Raw genomic sequence first — 16,026 nt, forward strand, 5'->3', positions numbered from 1 at the left:
GCGCGGCCCGCCTCCGGTGCGGGCGGTCCGGCGGGGGCCGCGGCGCGGTTCCCGGAAAGTCGGGCGCCCCGCTGCTCGCAGCAGTAGTTACCGACGAGTAGCATGTGGGGGAAAGTCACCCATCCGTGTGAGAAGGAGGGGCAATCGTGCCGCGAACCGCCCGCGACGTCGTGTTCGTCGACGGCGCCCGCACCCCGTTCGGCAAGGCCGGCAAGGGCCTGTACGCCGAGACGCGCGCCGATGACCTCGTGGTCCGTGTCATCCGGGAACTGCTGCGCCGCAACCCCGGCCTGCCTCCCGAGCGCATCGACGAGGTCGCCATCGCCGCGACCACCCAGATCGGCGACCAGGGGCTGACCATCGGCCGCAGCGCCGCCCTCCTCGCCGGGCTGCCGCGCAGCGTGCCCGGCTACGCCATCGACCGGATGTGCGCCGGCGCGCTCACCGCGGTCACCACCAGCGGCGCGGGCATCGCCTTCGGCGCCTACGACGTCGTCATCGCCGGCGGCGTGGAGCACATGGGCCGGCACCCGATGGGCGAAGGCGTCGACCCCAACCCGCGCTTCCTCTCCGAGAAGCTGGTGGACCCCTCCGCCCTGGTCATGGGCAACACCGCGGAGAACCTGCACGACCGCTACCCCTCCATCACCAAGGAGCGCGCCGACGCCTACGCGGTGCGCAGCCAGGAGAAGGTCGCCAAGGCCTACGCCGACGGCAGGATCCAGCAGGACCTGGTCGAGGTGCTGGTCCGCTCGGCCGAGCAGGGCTACGGCCTGGCCACCGCGGACGAGCCGCCGCGGCCCGGCACCAGCATGGAGAGCCTGGCCGGCCTGAAGACCCCGTTCCGCGCGCACGGCAACGTCACGCCGGGCAACGCGGCCGGCCTGAACGACGGCGCGACCGGCGCCATCATCGCCGCCGAGGACGTCGCCGCCGAGCTGGGCCTGGACGCCCGGATGCGGCTGGTGGACTTCTCCTTCGCCGGCGTCGAGCCCGAGGTGATGGGCGTCGGCCCGGTCCCGGCCACCGAGAAGCTCCTCGCCCGCCAGGGCCTGGGCATGGACGACATCGGCCTGATCGAGATCAACGAGGCCTTCGCGGTCCAGGTGCTGGCGTTCCTGGAGCACTTCGGGATCGCCGACGACGACGCCCGGGTCAACCCCTGGGGCGGCGCCATCGCGCTGGGCCACCCGCTCGCCTCCTCCGGCGTGCGGCTGATGATGCAGCTGGCCCGCCAGTTCGCCGAGCGCCCCGACGTCCGCTACGGCATCACCACCATGTGCGTCGGCATGGGCATGGGCGGGACCGTGCTGTGGGAGAACACGAACTGGGAAGGGAACGCCAAGTGAGCAGCCCCATCGAAGAGGCGCGGGAGCTCTTCGCCGACGAGGTCGTCACCAAGGCCCTCTCGCGCGACGTCGAACTCCCCTACGGCGCCGGCAAGGCCGTGCTGATCACCCTGGACAACGGGCACGACCACACCAAGCCGAACACGTTCGGCCCGGGCGGCCTGCTCAGCCTCGGCGAGGCGATCGACGCCGCCGCGGCGCGCACCGACATCACCGCGGTCGCGATCACCGGCAAGCCGTTCATCTTCGCCGTCGGCGCCGACCTGACCGGCGTGCCGCTGCTGCAGAACCGCGAGCAGGCGCACGCCATCGGCAGGCTCGGCCACGACGTCTTCCGCAAGCTCGGCGAGCTGAACGTGCCGACCTTCGCGTTCGTCAACGGCGCGGCGATGGGGGGCGGCGTCGAGGCGGCGCTGCACTGCTCCTACCGCACCGTCTCCTCGGGCGTGCCCGCCTTCTCCCTGCCGGAGGCCTTCCTCGGGCTGGTCCCGGGCTGGGGCGGCACCTACCTGCTGCCGAACCTGATCGGCGCGGAGAAGGCGCTCAAGGTCGTCATCGAGAACCCGCTGGCCCAGAACAAGCAGCTCAAGGGCCCGAAGGTGTTCGAGATGGGCATCGCCGACGCGATGTTCGAGCCGGCCGACTTCGTCGAGGAGTCGCTGCGCTGGGCGGCCAAGGTCGTCAAGGGCGAGATCAAGGTCGAGCGCCCCGAGGTGGACAAGGGCGAGGCCTGGGACCAGGCGGTGAACAACGCCCGGTTCCTGCTGGAGGGCAAGCTGCACGGCGCCGCCCCGGCCCCGGTGCGCGCCCTGGAGCTGGTCGCCGCGGCCAAGGACCGCACCCGCGACGAGGGCTTCGCCGCCGAGGACGACGCGCTGGCCGACCTGATCATGAGCGACCAGCTCAAGGCCGGGCTGTACGCCTTCGACCTGGTGCAGAAGCGCGCCAAGCGGCCGGCCGGCGCGCCGGACAAGTCGCTGGCCCGCAAGGTCACCAAGGTCGGCGTGGTCGGCGCCGGGCTGATGGCCGGGCAGCTGGCCCTGCTCTTCGCCCGCCGGCTGGACGTCCCGGTCGTCCTGACCGACCTGGACCAGGACCGCCTGGACAAGGGCGTCGGCTACGTGCACGGCGAGATCGACAAGCTGCTCGCCAAGGGCCGGGTCAACCAGGACAAGGCCAACCGGCTCAAGGGCCTGGTCACCGGTTCGCTGACCAAGGACGCCTTCGCCGACGCGGACTTCGTGATCGAGGCCGTGTTCGAGAGGATGGAGGTCAAGCAGCAGGTCTTCGCCGAGGTGGAGGCCGTCGTCTCCCCCGAGGCGATCCTGGCGACCAACACCTCCTCGCTCTCGGTCACCGAGATGGCGAGCAAGCTGAAGCACCCCGAGCGGGTGGTCGGCTTCCACTTCTTCAACCCGGTCGCGGTGCTGCCGCTGCTGGAGCTGGTCCGCGGCGAGAAGACCGGCGACGCGGCGCTGGCCACCGCGTTCGCCACCGCGAAGAAGCTGAAGAAGACCGCGGTGCTGTGCAAGGACGCCCCGGCGTTCGTGGTGAACCGGCTGCTCACCCTGTTCATGGGCGAGGTGCTGGGCGCCGTGCAGGAGGGCACCGACCCCGAGGCCGCGGACCGCTCGGTGGCGCCGCTGGGCCTGCCGATGTCCCCGCTGCTCCTGCTCCAGCTGGTCGGCCCGGCCGTCGGGCTGCACGTCGCCGAGACCCTGGCCGGGGCGTTCCCGGACCGGTTCCACGTCTCCGAGCAGCAGCGCAAGATCGTCGAGGCGGGCATCACCGACCTGTACGGGCCGGACTTCCGGCTCGACCCGAAGGTCAAGGAGCTGTTCACCGCCGAGGGCGACGGCCTCTCGGAGCAGGAGATCCTGGACCGGGCGCTGAACGCCCTGGCCAAGGAGATCCGGATCATGCTGGACGAGGGCGTCGTCGCCGAGGCGGCCGACATCGACCTGTGCCTGATCACCGGTGCGGGCTGGCCCTTCCACCTGGGCGGCATCACGCCGTACCTGGACTACGCCGGCGTCTCCGAGCGGGTCAACGGGAAGAGGTTCCACCCTGAGGCCACGGGTTTCAAAGCACTGTAAGGCGCTGTAGCGCTGCAGGGCCCCGCACCGGGCGGTGCGGGGCCCGACGCGCGGCCCCGGCCGGGATGCCCCTCCCGACCGGGGCCGCCGTCGTACGCTGGGAGGGTGAACGCGCGACCCGGTGCCTTCGCCGTCGTCAACCGCCGCCGGATCACCTCGCAGGGGCTCTGGCTGACCGCCGCCTGCCTGGTGTTCATCGTCATCGGGGTGGCCCTGGTGCTGCGCGGCGGGCTCGCCGACGTCCTGATCGGCGCGGCCACCGTGCTGCTGTTCGCCGGCGGCGGCCTGCTGGTGGCCGGCCGGCGGCTCTCCCGCCGCCCGCTCCTGGAGCTGGACCCCTCCGGGGTCCGGCTGCTCGCGCCGTGGCCGCGGCGCCCCTCCGACGACATCTTCCTGCCCTGGGACGAGGTCGCCTCGGTCTGCCTGTGCCGGCGCACCGTCGCCTACGCCGACCACACCCACGACCTGGACTACCTGCACTTCCTCACCGGGGAGGAGAAGTGCGAGGGCGAGCGGGGGCCGGTGCCGCCGCCGTCGCCGTGGACCGTCCGGCCCGGGGCGGCGGTCCGCTCCACCTGGGACCGGAGCGTGGAGGAGGTGCTGGCCGAAGTGCGCCGGCTCCGCCCCGCCCTGCCGATCACCGACCGGCGCACCGCACCGCCGCGCAGGCGGTGACCTGCCGCCGGCCCCGGGCGGTCAGGAGAGCGGCGCCCGCTCGCGGGGGCGCTCCGCGCCGGCGCCCGGCTCCTCCTCCGGCCCCTCCCCCTCGGTGATGCCGATCCGGTCGTGCAGCCGGCGCAGCGGGCCGGGCAGCCACCAGTTGGCGCCGCCGAGCAGCCGCATCGTGGCGGGCACCAGCAGGGCCCGGACCAGGGTGGCGTCCACCGCCACCGCCACGGTCAGGCCGACGCCGATGATCTTCAGCGAGAGCAGGGCCGAGGAGCCCATCGCGCCGAGCACCACCACCAGCAGCAGGGCGGCGCTGGTGATGATGGACCCGGTGCGCTGCAGCCCGACCGCGACCGAGTGCCGGTTGTCCCCGGTCGCCAGGTACTCCTCGCGCACCCGGCTGAGCAGGAACAGCTCGTAGTCCATGGCCAGGCCGAAGGCGACCACCAGGATGAGCACCATGTAGGTGGGGTCGATGGTGCCGACCGCGTCGAAGCCGAGCAGCGAGGCGAGGTGGCCCTCCTGGAACCCCCAGATGACCACGCCGAGCGAGGCGCCCAGCGACAGGAAGCCCATCAGCACCGCCTTCACCGGCAGCACCAGCGACCCGAAGGCGAGGAAGAGCAGCACCGCGGTGACGGTGATGACGAACGCCAGCGTCCAGGGCACCGCCGAGACGATCGCCGCCACGTTGTCGATCTGCATCGCGGCGACCCCGCCGACCAGCACCTCCTCCGCGCCCTCCGGACCGGGTTCGGCGCGCAGCTCGCGGATCATCCGCCGGGTGTCCGGGTCGTCGGCCTCGCCCCGGTAGGCGACGGCGATGTGCGCGGTGCCGGCGGAGAACCGCTCCACCGAGGCCTCCACCACCCCGTCGACCGCCTTCAGCCGGTCGGCGTAGCCGTCCAGGGCGCGCTCCGCCTCCGCGCCGGAGCCCATCCCGGTGACCGCGACGTCGGCGGTGCCCACCCCGCCGGCCGGGAAGTCCTCGGCCAGCGACTCCATCGCGGCCCGGCTCTCCGCGCCGGCCGGAAGGTAGCGCTGGTCGGTGGAGCCGACGTGCGTGGAGAAGAGCGCCGAGGCGAACGCGATGAGCACACCGCCCACCGCGACCGTGTAGAGCACCGGGCGGCCCATCACGCTCTGCGCCAGCCTGGACCAGGCCCCGCCGCCGGTGCTCGCGGCGAGCGCGGCGGTGACGCCGAGCGCGCGGCGCCGGTGCACCCGGGAGAAGACCCGCAGCGCGTCGATGCGCCGGCCCACCACGGAGAGCAGCGCGGGCAGCACCACCAGGGCGGCGAGCACGTCGAACAGGACGACCGCGATGCCGCCCAGGCCGATGGAGCGCAGGATCGGCTGCGGGAAGAAGAGCAGCCCGGCGAAGGCGATCATCACCGTCACCCCGGAGAAGGCGACGGTGCGCCCGGCGGTGGCCAGGGTCCTGGGCACCGCTTCGGAGACCGCCGCGCCGCGCCCCACCTCCTCGCGGAACCGGCTCACGATGAACAGCCCGTAGTCGATGGCCAGGCCCAGGCCGAGCAGGGTGGCGACGTTGACCGCGAAGACCGACACGTCGGTGGCGTAGGTGAGCACGCGCAGCAGGGTGAGCGAGCCGAGGATGGCCAGCCCGCCGACGGCCAGCGGCATCAGCGCCGCCACCACGCCGCCGAAGATCACCACCAGCAGGACCAGCAGCAGCGGCAGGGAGATCAGCTCGGCGCGGACCGCGTCGCTCTCCGCCCGCTCGGAGATCTCCTTCTCGATGGCGAGCGGGCCGCCCAGCGACCGCTCCAGCGGGCCGGCGGTGATCTCGTCGCGGATCTCGGAGAAGTTCTCCATCCGCTCGGCCTTGGTGCCGCCCTCGATGGTCAGCGGCACGTAGGTGGCGTGGCCGTCCTCGGAGAGCAGGATGCCGCGCTCCCTGTCGGTCAGGCCGTCGTCGAGGTAGGTGGTGGCCGAGGCGACCTCGTCCGGCAGCCGGTCGCGCATGCCCTGGATCTGCTTGACGAAGGTGAGGTTGTCGTAGCGCAGCTCGTCGCTGCGGAAGACCGCGACCACGTCGACGCCGTCGTGGCCGAGCCGCTCCTCGATCACCTCCGCGGCGCGGGAGGACTCGGCGCCGGGGTCCTCGAAGCCGCCGTCGCCGACCGCGCCGAACACCCCGGTGCCCCAGACGCCGGAGGCGACCGCGAAGACGAGCGTGGCGGCGAGCACCCACACCCGGCCGCGGTAGGTGAACCGTCCCAGCGCTGAGAACATGAAACGCCCCTCGGCATGCTGTTAACGTGAGGTGACACGGTCGCGAACACGGCTAATGCCGGTGAACGGCGTCAGCTTACGGTGTTCACGGAAGATGACGCTATTTACCACCGATTCCGGTGTCAACAGGCCGGTGGCGGAGGCCGCGCCGGGCGGGCGCGCGGGCGCCTAGAGAGGCGGAGGGAAGTGCGAGGCTCCGGACCAGGGTCGGCGCAGGTCGGCACGGGCGGGTCGGACGGCGGGGAGGCGCGGGCCGGCGCCCGGACCGCCCCGAGCAGGCGGGAGCGTGTGCGCGAGGCCACACTCGCCGAGATCAAGGAGAACGCCCGGCGCCAGCTGGCCGAGCAGGGGCCGGGCGGGGTGAGCCTGCGCGCCATCGCCCGCGGCATGGGGATGACCGCCCCCGGCCTGTACCGGTACTTCTCCAGCATCGGCGACCTGCTCAACGCGCTCAAGGCCGACCTGTTCACCGAGCTCGCCGAGGCGGTGGAGGGGGCCAGCTCCGCGCTGCCGCCCGAGGACACCGACGGCCGCATCCTCACCTCGCTGCGCGCCTTCCGCACCTGGGCGCTGGCCAACCGGCCGGAGTTCGCGCTGATGTTCGGCCTGCCCGGCCCGGACCGCAGCGCCGACGCCCGGGTTCTGGAGGCCGCCCGGCACTTCGCCGCGACCTTCTTCGCCCTCTTCGACCGGCTGCTGGAGGAGCGCCGGTTCGCGCTCCCCGCCGAGGAGGACATCCCCCCGGCGCTCCGCGCGCAGCTGGACGCCTTCGCCACCGAGACCGGCTTCACCACCGAGAACGTCTCCTACGGCGCCCTGCGGGTCCTGCTCTCCTCCTGGGTCCGGCTCTACGGCGTGGTGTGCATGGAGGTCTTCGACCACCTCTCGCTCATCCTCGGCGACATGGAGCCGCTGTTCGAGGCGGAGCTGCAGGAGGTGCTGACACCGCTCGGCGTCGCCTACCGCGCCCCCGGAGGGGGCTGAGGGGCGGCCGGAGACCCCCGCCGCACTCGCCGTCGCCGCCCATGTCCGAATAAGGTTGATCTTCTCCCCCTCCGCCGCCGAGGGCGGGGGACGACGAACGGGCAAGGACGCGCCACGTGGACAGCTCTCCCAGCGACGACCGGGCAGCCGGAGCGCCCCGCGCCGCACCGCGCGGCCCCGTGCCCCCGTACCCGCCCCAGGGCCCGCCCGGCCCGCGGCCGGCGGCGCCGTACCCCGCGCCCCGCTTCCACGGCCCGGCCGGGCCCGTGCCGCCTTACGGGACCGCCGGGCCCGCGCCGCACCCCGGCGCCGCCGGGGCGGCCGCGCCGTACCCGCATCCCGCGCCCCGCCGCCGGGCGTCCCGGCCGGTGGTGTGGACCGCGGCGATCATGTCCGCCCTGGTCTCGCTCACCGCCGTGGCCGCCGCGGTGGTCCTGGTGGTCGCCCAGGGCGGCCAGGCCCCCGGGCCCTCCGAGCGGCCCGCCGTCGACCTGTCCCCGCACTACTCCCCGGAGCTGTCCGAGCCGCCGCGGGCCGTGGAGATCGACGTCTCCTCGCACCCCGTCTACGACCTGCCCATGCCGGAGCCGGTGGACTGCCCGATCCCGGACCTGGACCCCGGCTCCGACGCCTCCTGGGAGGCGTTCAGCGCCGAACTGGGCCCCTGCCTGAACGACCTGTGGCGCCCGCGCCTGGAGGAGCTCGGGCTGCGCGTGGCCGACCCGGAGTTCACGACCACCCGCGAGAACCCGGACGAGGGCTCCTCCGCGGAGGGCGTGACCCTCGCCTACTACGACAGCGAGCTCCACGAGATCACCATCGTGATCCCGAACGTCTCCGCGGTGTCCGAGGAGTTCCCCGGCCGGGACCAGGAGGGCGTGTGGAGCGCCCTCATCGGGCACGAGTACGGCCACCACGTCCAGGAGGTGACCGGCGTGCTGGAGGAGTCCTACGAGATGGAGTACGCCGCCTCCTCCCAGAGCCAGTCGCTGCAGGCGCTGCGCCGCACCGAGCTGCAGGCCGAGTGCATGGGCGGGATCGCCATGCGCGGCCTGGGCGCCTTCGACGACGAGCAGATCGAACGGGTCAACGAACTGCTCAACGGCGGCGACGACCTGCCCACCCACGGCAGCTCGCACAACCGCCGCACCTGGTACGAAAAGGGCGCCGGCGGCGAGACCCTGGAGTCCTGCAACACCTACGCCGCCCCGGCCCGCGAGGTCCGCTGAGAATCCGCCCCGCCCCTCCGGTCCGGCGCGGGCCACCGCCACGCGCACCACGCCCCCGGGACGCCCTGCTCCGGGGGCGATGCGCACGCGTCAGGCGCGGCGGCGGGGCCGGGGCCGGACCGCCCGGAGACCGGCGCGGACGCGGCGTCCCGCGCGGTCGGCGGCCGCGCCGCGTCCGCGCCCCGGGCGCCCGCACAGGGCGGCGCCGGCCGCGGGACCCGCCTCGGTGGCGGGGGCGTCCGGCCGCACGCAGAGCACCGGAGGGCGCCTTCCCCGGCCGGCGGCGCGGAGACGCGCCCCTCCGGCCGCCGCGCGGAGGAGACCGGGAAGACCGCGGCGGAGGGCCGGCCCCGATCGGCGGGCCCGGCGGCGGCCGGAGCGCTCCGTGCCCGGGTCAGCTCCGGGCCGCGCGGCGGAACTCCTCCCAGCCGAGCAGCTTGACCCGCTCGCCGCGGCCCAGCCGGGCGGCCAGCTCCGCCTCGGCCTCGTCGATGGCCAGCCAGCCCGCGTAGTCGTTGGGCTCGGCGCCGCTCCCCTGCAGCAGCTCCTCCAGGCCGGCGCGCGGGTCCGCGCCGGCGCGCAGCTCCGCGGCGTCGTCGAGCAGCCCGCGGACCGTCCCGGCCGCGTCGGACTTGTTGGTGCCGATGACCCCGGTGGCGCCGCGCTTGGCCCAGCCCGCGGTGTAGACGCCGGGCAGCGGCGCGCCGTCCGGGCCGACCACCCTGCCGTCCCGGTTCGGCAGCACCGCGGCGTCCTCGTCGAACGGCAGCCCCGGCAGCGGCACCCCCCGGTATCCGATGGAGCGGAGCACCAGGCCGGCGGGGATCTCCTCGGTCTCGCCGGTGCCCTGCAGCCGGCCGCCGGCGTCCAGCCGGGTCCGCTCGGCCAGGACCGACTCCACCCGGCCGGCGCCGCGCAGTTCGAGCGGGCGGCGCCAGAAGCGGAGCCGCACCTCCCGGGGGCGCCCGGCCGGGGCCTGCCCGGCCCACTCCTTGAGGTAGCGGAGGTTGGTCCGGGCCGCGCGGGCCGCGGTGAGCATCTCCTCGCCGTTGGGGTCGATGTCGACCTCGGCCGGGTCGACGAACAGGTCGGCGTTGTCCAGGGAGCCCATGTCGCGCAGTTCGGGGGCGGTGAAGCGGGCCTGCAGCGGGCCGCGCCGGGCCAGCAGCCGGACCCGGCGCACCTTGCTCGCCGCCAGCACGTCGAGGACCGGCTGCGGGATGTCGGTGCCGCGCAGCTCGTCGGCGCTCTTGGCGAGGATCCGGGCGACGTCCAGCGCGACGTTGCCGGCGCCGACCACCACCGCGTCCTCGGCCTCCAGCAGGAACCGCTCCACCCCGCTGTCGGGGTGGCCGCAGTACCAGTCGACGAAATCGGTGGCGGCGGCGCTGCCCGGGAGGTCCTCTCCGGGGACGCCCATCCTCCGGTCGGTGGCGGCGCCGGTGGCGAAGACCACCGCGTGGTAGGCGCGGCGCAGTTCCTCCAGGCCGACGTGGCGGCCGTACTCCACGCCGCCGACGAAGCGGACGCCGGGGTGCTCCAGCACCCGGCGCAGGGCGCGGGCGACGCCCTTGATCTTGGTGTGGTCCGGAGCGACGCCGTAGCGCACCAGGCCGTAGGGGGTCGGCAGCCTGTCCAGTACGTCCACCCGGACGGGCTCGCGCTCCTGCCGGGTCAGGGCGTCGGCGGTGTACACGCCGGCCGGCCCCGACCCGATGACCGCGACCCGCAGGGGCTCGGGAGAGCTCATGCCCCTCATTGTCGCCCATGGGGCGCCCGCCCGCCCGGCCGGACGCGGCCGGGCGGGACCGCGGCTACTGCTGCGCGGGCTCCCCGTCGGCGCGGGCCCCGTCGGTGTGCCGGGAGACGGTGCCGATCAGCTTGCGGGCCAGGTCCTGCGGGGTCAGGCCGAGCTTCTCCAGCACCGCGTCGCGCGAGGCGTGGTCGAGGAACTCCTGCTCGATGCCGAAGGTGCGGACCGGCAGGTCGAGGTCGGCGTCGCGGAGCGCGCGGGCGACCGCGTCGCCGACCGCGCCGACCCGGCCGTTGTCCTCCACCACGGCGACCACCCGGTACCGGGCGGCCTCCCGCACCAGCGCGGCGTCCAGCGGCTTGACCCAGCGCGGGTCGACCACGGTGACGCCGATGCCCTGGTCGGCCATCCGGTCGGCGACCTCGACGCAGGTCCGCGCCATCGCGCCGACCGCGACCAGCAGCAGGTCCTCGCCGTGGCCGGTGTCGGCGGCGCGGCGCAGCACGTCCATCGAGCCGAGCTTGCCGACGGCCGCGATGTCGTCCTCCACCACGCCCTTGGGGTAGCGCAGCACGGTGGGGGCGTCCTCCACGGCGACCGCCTCGCGCAGCTCCTCGCGGAGGGTGCGGGCGTCGCGCGGCACCGCCAGCCGCAGACCGGGGACGACCTGCAGGATGGACAGGTCCCACATGCCGTTGTGGCTGGCGCCGTCGGTACCGGTGATGCCGGCCCGGTCCAGGCAGAAGGTGACGCCCTGGCGGTGCAGCGCGGCGTCCATCAGCACCTGGTCGAAGCAGCGGTTGAGGAAGGTCGCGTAGACCGCGACGACCGGGTGCAGCCCGCCCATGGCCAGGCCGGTGGCCGAGGTGGCGGCGTGCTGCTCGGCGATGCCGACGTCGTAGGTCCGCTCCGGGTAGGCCTCGGCGAACGGCGCCAGGCCGGTGGGGTGCAGCATGGCCGCGGTGATGGCGACCACGTCGTCCCGCTCGGCGCCGATCTTCACCATCTCGTCGCTGAAGACCTTGGTCCACTTGGTACCGGACGAAGAGGACTTCTTGGCCTCGCCGGTCTCCGGGTCGAAGGCGCCGGGCGCGTGGAACTGGTCCTCGTCGTGGTTCTCGGCCGGGGCGTAGCCCTTGCCCTTCTGGGTGAGGCAGTGCACGATCACCGGTCCGCCGTAGTCGCGGGCCCGGCGCAGCGCCCGCTCGACCGCGGCGGCGTCGTGGCCGTCGATCGGTCCGAGGTACTTCAGGCCGAGGTCCTCGAACATGATCTGCGGCTGGATGGCGTCCTTGAGGCCCTTCTTCAGGCCGTGCAGCGCGTCGTAGAGCGGCTGGCCGACCACGGGGGCGCGGTGCAGCGCGGACTTGGCCATGTCCAGGGCCTGCTCGTAGCCCTGGGACATGCGCAGCGAGGACAGGTGGTCGGCGAGCCCGCCCATGGTGGGCGAGTAGGAGCGGCCGTTGTCGTTGACGACGATGACCAGCCGGCTGTCCTTGCGCTCGGCGATGTTGTTCAGCGCCTCCCAGGCCATGCCGCCGGTGAGCGCGCCGTCGCCGATGACCGCCGCGACGGTGCTGTCCTTGCGGCCCCGGACCAGGTTGGCCTTGGCCATCCCGTCGGCGTAGGAGAGCACGGTGGAGGCGTGCGAGTTCTCGATGAAGTCGTGCTCGGACTCGGCCCGGGAGGGGTAGCCGGACAGCCCGCCCTCACTGCGCAGCCGGGAGAAGTCGCGGCGGCCGGTGAGCATCTTGTGCACGTAGGCCTGGTGCCCGGTGTCGAAGAGGACCGGGTCGCGCGGGGAATCGAAGACCCGGTGCAGCGCGATCGTCAGCTCCACCACGCCCAGGTTGGGCCCCAGGTGGCCGCCGGTGCGCGACACCTCTGCGACGAGGAACTCGCGGATCTCGGCGGCGAGCGCCGGAATGTGCTCGGCGCCGAGCCTCTTCAGCTCCTCCGGGTTGCGCACCGTTTCGAGCAGCGTCAACTCTCGTCAGTCCCCTCGTCTGCGTGTCGCCTCGCGAACACCGGCCTGCTTCGGCGGGCCCACGCGATCCACCGAGTCTACGTTCACCGTGAACCTGCCGTTACCTGAAACTACCCTCCCGTAGACCCTCCCTTGCGCGGAAACCGGAAGGACCGCGGGGGCTCCTCCGCGGGGCCGCCGCCGAAGCGCTCCCGGACCGCGCGCAGCTCCGCGGCGATCGCCTCGGGCGTCCAGTGCGCGTTGAGCCCGCTGGGGTTGGGCAGCACCCACACCGGCGCCCCGCCCACCTCCGCCCCCTCCTGGAAGCCGATCCGGGCGCGCGGCTCGGCGAAGGCCGCGCGGTAGGCGGTGACGCCGAGCACCGCCAGCACGCCCGGCCGGTACCGGGCCACCCGCTCGGCCAGCGCGCGGCCGCCCTCGCGGAGCTCGTCCGGGGTGAGCTCGTCGGCCCGGGCGGTGACCCGGGCCGCCACGTTCGTTATGCCCAGCCCCAGCCCCGGAAGCAGGTGCTGCTCGTCCGGGCGGAGCCGGCGCGGGGTGAACCCGGCCCGGTGCAGCGCCGGCCAGAACCGGTTGCCCGGCCGGGCGAAGTGCAGTCCGGCCCAGCCGGAGTAGAGCCCCGGGTTGATGCCGCAGAACAGCACGGCCGGATCCGGGCCGATCACGTCGGGCACGGCCGCGCCGCGCGCCGCCTCCAGCTGCTCGCGGGTGGGGCGCGCCGGGCGCGCCTCGCCGGACCGCCGTCCGCTGCTCATGCCGCTCATACCGGCGGGAGCCTACCGCCCCGGCCGGGCCGGGTGCTCACAGGAAGGAGCGGACCACCAGGACCGCTCCGGAGCAGGCGACCACGGCGAGCAGGGCGGCGCGGAGCAGCCCGGCGTCGACCAGCCTCCGCAGCGGCCGGCCGAGCAGGAAGCCGAGCACGATGCAGGGGAGCATGGCCAGGCCGACGGCGGCCTGGTCCCGGTCGAGCTGGCCGGAGGCGCCGAGCGCCGTCAGCGAGATGCCGATGCCGAACAGGAAGAACGCGCCGAGGGTGGCGCGCACCCGGGGCCCCTCCTCGTTCTGGTAGACCAGCGCGATGGGCGGGCCGCCGATGGAGGTGGCGGTGCCCATCACCCCGGAGGCCAGGCCGGCCGCCAGCAGCGGGGCCGGGGCCGGGCGCAGGGTGAGCGGGAGCAGCGAGAGCCCGACGGCGACCAGCACCATCGCGCCCACCGCCGCGCCGAGCATCCGCGGTTCCAGGGCGGCCACCACCCAGACCCCGAGCAGGGTTCCGGGGATCCGGGCGGGCAGCCCCCAGGCCAGCCCCTTCCAGTCGATGTGCCGCCACTCCGAGGCCACCGTGAGCAGCGGCAGGAGCCCGGTGGTGATGAGCAGGCTCCCCGGCATGAGCGCGGGGTCGATGAAGGAGACCACGGGGGCGGCGATCAGGCCGAGCCCCAGCCCCACGCTGCTCTGCACGGCGGCGCCGACGATCACGACGGCGCCGATCACCAGCATGTACTCGATCGGCGGCATGGGCGCCGACGCTATATCCCCACCCGCCCGGTCGGGATCAGGGGGTGGCGGATGGGGGGATGACCGGGGGACCGGACCGCGGGCCCGGTCCCCCGGGGGTCATCCTCGGGCGTGCGTCCTGCGGCTGCGCCGGGAGAACGCGTCCAGCACCACCGCGATCAGCAGCACCACCGCGGTGATCATGTACCGCACCGGGGTGCCCATCTGCAGCAGGTACAGCCCGGAGGTGATGGCGCCCAGCACCAGGCCGCCCAGGAGCGCCGAGTAGGCGTTGCCGCGCCCGCCGAACAGGCTGGTGCCGCCGATGACCGCCGCGGCGATGGCCATCATCAGCTCCTCGCCGGCCGCGGTGTCCAGGCTGGCCGAGAAGGAGCGCGACACCAGGACCACGCCGCCGATCGCGGCCAGCATCGAGGCCAGGCCGAACACCGAGATCCGGATCAGGTCGACGTTGATGCCGGCCCGGCGGGCCGCCTCGGCGCCGCCGCCGACCGCGAACACCATCCGGCCGTAGCGGGTCTTGCGCAGCATCAGGTCGAAGGCGACGACGAACCCCACGAAGATCAGGAACGCCAGCGGGACGCCCTTGAACTGGTTGAGCACGGCCACGCCGCCGAAGACCGGGACCGCGAGCAGCAGGGTGCGCAGCGCGACCTCGGCCGGCGGGCGGGCGGTGGCCAGGCCCGCGGCCGCGCGGCGCCGCTCGCCGGTGAAGGTGAGCACCGCGTAGAGCAGCACCGCGCCGCCGCCGATCAGCCAGCCCATCCACGGCACGAAGTAGGTCTGGGTGAGCGCGGCGATGGCCCCGCTGTCGCTGATGTTGATGGTGCCGTCGTCGCCCAGCAGCTGGAGCTGGAGGCCCTGCCAGCCGAGCAGGCCGGCCAGGGTCACCACGAACGCCGGCACGCCGACCTTCGCGAAGATCGTGCCGTGCACCAGGCCGATGGCCAGGCCGGCGCCGACCGCGGCGGCGATCGCCGCCCACTCGGGCAGCCCGTAGCGGACCGCGAGCACCGCGGTGATCGCGGCGGACGCGCCGGCCACCGACCCGATCGACAGGTCGATCTCGCCGAGCAGCAGCACCATGATCACACCGGTGGTCATCAGGCCGACGGCCGCGACCTGCACGGTGAGGTTGGACAGGTTCTGCGGGGAGAGGAACCGCTCGTGCATCGTCTGGAAGACGGCGCAGATGAGGATCAGCGCGACGATCACCGGGACCGGGCCCAGCTCGCCGCCGCGCAGCCGGCGCAGCCCGGCCTGGACCAGGCCGGCCGGCGTGGTGCGGGTGACGATGAGGCGCGGGTCCGGCCGCGCCGGGGCCGGCCGCTGCTCCTCCCCCGCCGCGGGTGCCTGCTGTGCGGCCATCATTCGGCTCCCGTCCGTGCCGTCGCGGCGCGCTGCTGCCGCCGCGCCACCGGGTTGTCGGCCGCGCCCGTGATGGCGGCCACGATCTCCTCGTACGGAGTGTCCTGCACCGGGAAGTCCCCGGCGTTGCGGCCGAGCCGCAGCACCGCGGCGCGGTCCGCCACGGCGCGCACGTCGGCCATGTTGTGGCTGATCAGCAGGATCCCCAGGCCGCGCTCGCGGAGCCGCTCGATGAGGTCGAGCACCTGCGCGGTCTGCGCCACGCCCAGGGCGGCGGTGGGCTCGTCCAGCATGACCACCTTGGGCTCGCCCAGCAGCGAGCGGGCGATGGCGATGATCTGGCGCTGGCCGCCGGAGAGGGAGGCGACCGGCACCCGCAGGCTGGGGATCTTCACCGACAGCGAGTCCAGCAGCTCGGCGGCGGTGCGCTCCATCTCGACCTCGTCCAGCGCGCCCAGGCGGGTCTTCTCCACGCCGAGGAAGAGGTTGCCGACGATGTCGAGGTTGTCGCAGAGGGCGAGGTCCTGGTAGATGGTGGCGATGCCGAGGCGCTGCGCGTCGGCCGGGCGGGAGACGGTGACCTCCCGGCCCTCCCAGCGGAACGCGCCGCCGTCCGCCGGGTGGGCCCCGGCGATCACCTTCACCAGCGTCGACTTGCCGGCGCCGTTGTCTCCGAGCAGGGCCACGACCTCGCCGGGGGCGATGGTCAGGTCGACGTCGCTGAGCGCCTGGACGGCGCCGAATCTCTTGGAAATCCCGGACAGTTCCAGGACGGGTGTGCTCATGGATCTTCCCCTCGGTCCCCCCGTTC

At 74.1% G+C, this 16,026-nt stretch carries 12 protein-coding genes; 5 read left to right on the top strand and 7 right to left on the bottom strand.

Annotated features, from left to right (window positions below):
- Nucleotides 1-146 precede the first annotated feature (146 nt).
- From J0910_RS21355 to J0910_RS21365, 3 genes are all read left to right on the top strand, one after another.
- Nucleotides 147-1,349: a thiolase family protein gene (locus tag J0910_RS21355; protein ID WP_420160322.1), complete on the top strand. Its 1,203-nt coding sequence runs from the start codon at nucleotides 147-149 to the stop codon at nucleotides 1,347-1,349.
- Nucleotides 1,346-3,445, top strand: a complete 2,100-nt coding sequence (locus J0910_RS21360; protein ID WP_420160323.1) for a 3-hydroxyacyl-CoA dehydrogenase NAD-binding domain-containing protein — start codon at nucleotides 1,346-1,348, stop codon at nucleotides 3,443-3,445. Before J0910_RS21355 ends, J0910_RS21360 begins: the two co-directional genes overlap by 4 nt.
- A 105-nt stretch (nucleotides 3,446-3,550) precedes the next feature.
- The gene (locus tag J0910_RS21365; RefSeq protein WP_420160324.1) at nucleotides 3,551-4,120 is read left to right on the top strand and encodes a hypothetical protein; all 570 of its coding nucleotides are present in this window, start codon (nucleotides 3,551-3,553) and stop codon (nucleotides 4,118-4,120) included.
- A 21-nt stretch (nucleotides 4,121-4,141) separates the two neighbouring features.
- Here the strand turns inward: J0910_RS21365 and J0910_RS21370 are convergent, their stop codons facing one another.
- Nucleotides 4,142-6,373 (bottom strand): MMPL family transporter, encoded by a 2,232-nt coding sequence (locus J0910_RS21370; protein ID WP_420160325.1) that lies wholly within the window; start codon nucleotides 6,371-6,373, stop codon nucleotides 4,142-4,144.
- Nucleotides 6,374-6,661: 288 nt separating this feature from the next.
- Between J0910_RS21370 and J0910_RS21375 the strand changes: the two genes are divergently transcribed.
- Both J0910_RS21375 and J0910_RS21380 read left to right on the top strand, forming a co-directional pair.
- Entirely contained in the window at nucleotides 6,662-7,357 is a 696-nt protein-coding gene (locus J0910_RS21375) for a TetR/AcrR family transcriptional regulator (protein ID WP_420160326.1), read from the top strand.
- A gap of 368 nt (nucleotides 7,358-7,725) precedes the next feature.
- Entirely contained in the window at nucleotides 7,726-8,586 is an 861-nt protein-coding gene (locus J0910_RS21380) for a neutral zinc metallopeptidase (RefSeq protein WP_420160327.1), read from the top strand.
- Between the two features lie 394 nt (nucleotides 8,587-8,980).
- Here J0910_RS21380 and J0910_RS21385 read toward each other — a convergent pair whose 3' ends face one another.
- From J0910_RS21385 to J0910_RS21410, 6 genes are all read right to left on the bottom strand, one after another.
- Complete coding sequence (locus tag J0910_RS21385) at nucleotides 8,981-10,336, bottom strand: FAD-dependent oxidoreductase (RefSeq protein WP_420160328.1); 1,356 nt, start codon at nucleotides 10,334-10,336, stop codon at nucleotides 8,981-8,983.
- A gap of 64 nt (nucleotides 10,337-10,400) precedes the next feature.
- The gene (gene dxs / locus J0910_RS21390) at nucleotides 10,401-12,326 is read right to left on the bottom strand and encodes a 1-deoxy-D-xylulose-5-phosphate synthase (protein WP_420160329.1); all 1,926 of its coding nucleotides are present in this window, start codon (nucleotides 12,324-12,326) and stop codon (nucleotides 10,401-10,403) included.
- Between the two features lie 110 nt (nucleotides 12,327-12,436).
- On the bottom strand, nucleotides 12,437-13,081 hold the full coding sequence (gene mug / locus J0910_RS21395; RefSeq protein WP_420160330.1) for a G/U mismatch-specific DNA glycosylase: 645 nt from the start codon (nucleotides 13,079-13,081) through the stop codon (nucleotides 12,437-12,439).
- Nucleotides 13,082-13,127: 46 nt separating this feature from the next.
- A complete protein-coding gene (locus tag J0910_RS21400) occupies nucleotides 13,128-13,847 on the bottom strand; it encodes a sulfite exporter TauE/SafE family protein (RefSeq protein ID WP_420160331.1) in 720 nt (239 codons plus the stop codon).
- Between the two features lie 99 nt (nucleotides 13,848-13,946).
- Nucleotides 13,947-15,215 carry a sugar ABC transporter permease gene (locus J0910_RS21405; RefSeq protein WP_420160332.1) on the bottom strand — a complete coding sequence of 423 codons (1,269 nt, stop codon included), beginning with the start codon at nucleotides 15,213-15,215 and terminating at the stop codon, nucleotides 13,947-13,949.
- Entirely contained in the window at nucleotides 15,215-16,000 is a 786-nt protein-coding gene (locus J0910_RS21410; RefSeq protein ID WP_420160333.1) for an ATP-binding cassette domain-containing protein, read from the bottom strand. The genes J0910_RS21405 and J0910_RS21410 overlap by 1 nt, the downstream gene beginning before the upstream one ends.
- Nucleotides 16,001-16,026 lie beyond the last annotated feature (26 nt).

Origin of the sequence: Nocardiopsis oceanisediminis (assembly GCF_048595525.1) — a bacterium.
In the GTDB taxonomy this organism is placed as follows: domain Bacteria; phylum Actinomycetota; class Actinomycetes; order Streptosporangiales; family Streptosporangiaceae; genus Nocardiopsis_A; species Nocardiopsis_A oceanisediminis.

What these genes read in the sequence shown, in the direction of transcription:
- J0910_RS21370 (WP_420160325.1), bottom strand. Translation starts at nt 6,373, where the DNA reads ATGTTCTCAGCGCTGGGACGGTTCACCTACCGCGGCCGGGTGTGGGTG.
- J0910_RS21385 (WP_420160328.1), bottom strand. Translation starts at nt 10,336, where the DNA reads ATGAGCTCTCCCGAGCCCCTGCGGGTCGCGGTCATCGGGTCGGGGCCG.
- mug (WP_420160330.1), bottom strand. Translation starts at nt 13,081, where the DNA reads ATGAGCAGCGGACGGCGGTCCGGCGAGGCGCGCCCGGCGCGCCCCACC.
- J0910_RS21400 (WP_420160331.1), bottom strand. Translation starts at nt 13,847, where the DNA reads ATGCCGCCGATCGAGTACATGCTGGTGATCGGCGCCGTCGTGATCGTC.
- J0910_RS21405 (WP_420160332.1), bottom strand. Translation starts at nt 15,215, where the DNA reads ATGGCCGCACAGCAGGCACCCGCGGCGGGGGAGGAGCAGCGGCCGGCC.
- J0910_RS21410 (WP_420160333.1), bottom strand. Translation starts at nt 16,000, where the DNA reads ATGAGCACACCCGTCCTGGAACTGTCCGGGATTTCCAAGAGATTCGGC.